This is a genomic window from Neptunomonas sp., from assembly GCF_041601355.1.
Lineage (GTDB): Bacteria > Pseudomonadota > Gammaproteobacteria > Pseudomonadales > Balneatricaceae > Neptunomonas.
The window spans coordinates 1-2,540 of record NZ_JBFIIH010000244.1; the positions used below are offsets into that span (position 1 = coordinate 1).

Genomic DNA, 2,540 nt, shown 5'->3' on the forward strand with positions numbered 1-2,540 from the left:
AGATGGAGCTTCTATAGATAAAGTTTCTATAAATGGTGCTTCTATAAATGGCGCTTCTGTATGTGACGCTTTTGTAAGCGGCTCAGCAAGGGCTTCAGTTGAGGTTTCAGTTTGAGTCGTGGTCCCGGCAATAGGCGATGTAGAAGAAACACTTTTCTGCGTCTGTTTTATTGTTTCTGCATCCGTGCCAGCAGATTGTGTTAGCCTCTCGATTTGTTCCGCTGAGTTATCACTGCCAGTATGTTCCGCTTCTGCTGCTGCTTTAGTTGTCGAGCTGAAATCAGCAGAGCTGTGTTCATCCAAGCTTAGTTCGCCAGAACAGTCCCATTTATTATCGACCTGTTGGCAGTTCCAGCTATTTTGATTGGCGAATGCGGGTTGGTACTGCACAAGTAAAGCGGTGGCGATGGCGGCAGTTAATCTGTGGGACGTGTGTTTTAGAAATGACATTCCAGGATTTCCAGTAGCGGATAATTGGCCAGTGTAGTTAGCAGTGTGAATAGGCTCGACTCTATATTCATTTGTGTAACTGGCAAAGTCTGGAATAATAAACATTCAAACGATGATGCGCTAGGGGAAACAGCAGAATGGGGCAACGCTTATCTACTTTATTAGGTTGGATCGAAGAATTACAGGCTGCTCGGGTCATAGATATCGAAAAAGGCTGGGAATTAGTGCCGGTTTCCGGTGATGCGAGTTTCAGACGCTATTTTCGCGTAAAAACAGAGTGTCAGTCATGGATTGCTGTGGATGCGCCGCCTGAAAAAGAAAATAGTCAGACATTTGTAACGATCGCCCGGTCATGGTTTGATCAGGGAGTTCATGTGCCGCAAGTGATTAGTGTCGACCTTGATCAGGGTTTCATGTTGTTGTCTGATTTTGGTGATCAGTTGTTATTGCCGGCGCTGAAGGGAAAAAGTGTTGATCGCTTGTATAAACTTGCCATGGCCGAGCTTTATAAAATTCAGTGCTGTGGTGTTGAATCCCTTCCTTTATATGACAGCATTTTGTTACAGCGTGAAATGGCTTTGTTTAAGGATTGGTTCCTGGTGTCTTTGCTTAGTATTGACCTGGATTCAAAAGATCAAGAAAGCATTAATACTGCATTTTCTTTATTAGAGGGGAGTGCGTTGGAGCAACCCGCAGTATGTGTTCATCGGGACTATCATTCACGTAACCTGATGATCACACCTGGGCATACGCCCGGTGTGATCGATTTTCAGGATGCGGTAAAAGGCCCGATAACCTATGATCTGGTGTCGTTGCTACGGGATTGTTATATCAGTTGGCCGGATGAGCAGGTTTATAAGTGGGTTGGTTGTTTTCGATCCGAACTTGTTAGGAAAAACCCATTGTTGGCAGAGGTAAGCGTTGAGCGTTTCGAGCGCTGGTTTGATTTGATGGGGATGCAAAGGCATTTAAAAGCCATAGGGATTTTTGCGCGATTAAGTATTCGCGATGATAAGCATAGTTATTTGCAGGATATTCCCAGAACCTTGCAGTATGTGAATCAGATCTCTGCTAAGTATCCTGAATTGGAACAGTTTAACGTGTTAATCAATGAAAAAGTCCTGCCCGCTATGCGTGATGCAGTGGCTTTTGCTGAAGTAACGCAATGAAAGTAATGATATTAGCCGCAGGGTTAGGTACGCGCTTACGCCCATTAACCTTGACTACACCAAAACCACTGATCCTGGTGAGTGGTAAACCTTTGATTGTCTATCATATTGAAAACCTGGCTAAAGCGGGTTTTACAGAGATTATCATTAATCACGCTTGGTTAGGTGAGCAGATTGAAGCGGCTCTGGGTGATGGATCTCAGTGGGGTGTTTCAATCACATATTCGCCAGAAGAAGAGCCTTTAGAGACGGGAGGCGGTGTTTTTCGCGTGCTGAATCGTCTTTCTGAAAGAGGTGAGCCGTTTTTGGTTATTAATGGCGATATTATGACTGACTTTGATTTTTCTGTACTATCCGATATTAATCCTGCTGTTGCTCATTTGGTGCTGGTAGCCAATCCGGAACATCATCCTGATGGAGATTTTTCATGTCTATCTGACGGTACACTGTCTTTGCGGGCTGATAAGCTGACTTTTTCAGGGATCAGTGTGTTAAATCCTGCGCTGTTTGCCGGTTGTGATGACTCTGCCTTTGCGTTGGGACCGCTATTGAAAAGAGCGATATCTTCAGGGGATGTTAGCGGAATGATATATACGGGTGCTTGGATTGATGTCGGTACCCATGGCCGTTTGAAGCAGGCTGAACAATTAATACAAGAACAAAAACAAGTCATACAAGAGAAAAAACAAGATGGCAATTGATGCGCAGGCAACAGGGCAAAATATAGCGGCTTCATTGTTGAAGTACCGGGGTGGAGTGATCGTCGGTGCCTTAATCGGTTTGATGAGTGGTGGTTTTTGGGGATTAGTTTTTGGTGGGGTAATCGGTGGATTAGTCAGCAAGGCTATTGTGAATCTGCTGACAGGTGGCGTGTCCCCTCAAATAGCTTTTTTCAAAGCAACCTTTGCTGTGATGGGCAAA

Annotated in this window: 2 protein-coding genes and 2 pseudogenes; 3 read left to right on the plus strand and 1 reads right to left on the minus strand. The window is 44.6% G+C overall.

Features of this window, described 5'->3' with window-relative positions; genetic code table 11:
- Window positions 1–555, minus strand: a pseudogene (locus tag ABY436_RS19920) (hypothetical protein); the annotation flags it as partial.
- Window positions 556–587: 32 nt separating this feature from the next.
- Between ABY436_RS19920 and ABY436_RS19925 the strand changes: the two are divergent.
- The 3 genes and pseudogenes from ABY436_RS19925 to ABY436_RS19935 form a co-directional block, all read left to right on the plus strand.
- Window positions 588–1,619, plus strand: a complete 1,032-nt coding sequence (locus ABY436_RS19925; protein ID WP_372740667.1) for an aminoglycoside phosphotransferase family protein — start codon at window positions 588–590, stop codon at window positions 1,617–1,619.
- A complete protein-coding gene (murU, locus tag ABY436_RS19930; RefSeq protein ID WP_372740668.1) occupies window positions 1,616–2,320 on the plus strand; it encodes an N-acetylmuramate alpha-1-phosphate uridylyltransferase MurU in 705 nt (234 codons plus the stop codon). Before ABY436_RS19925 ends, murU begins: the two co-directional genes overlap by 4 nt.
- Window positions 2,310–2,540, plus strand: a pseudogene (locus tag ABY436_RS19935) (co-chaperone DjlA); the annotation flags it as partial. The gene murU and the pseudogene ABY436_RS19935, both read left to right, overlap by 11 nt.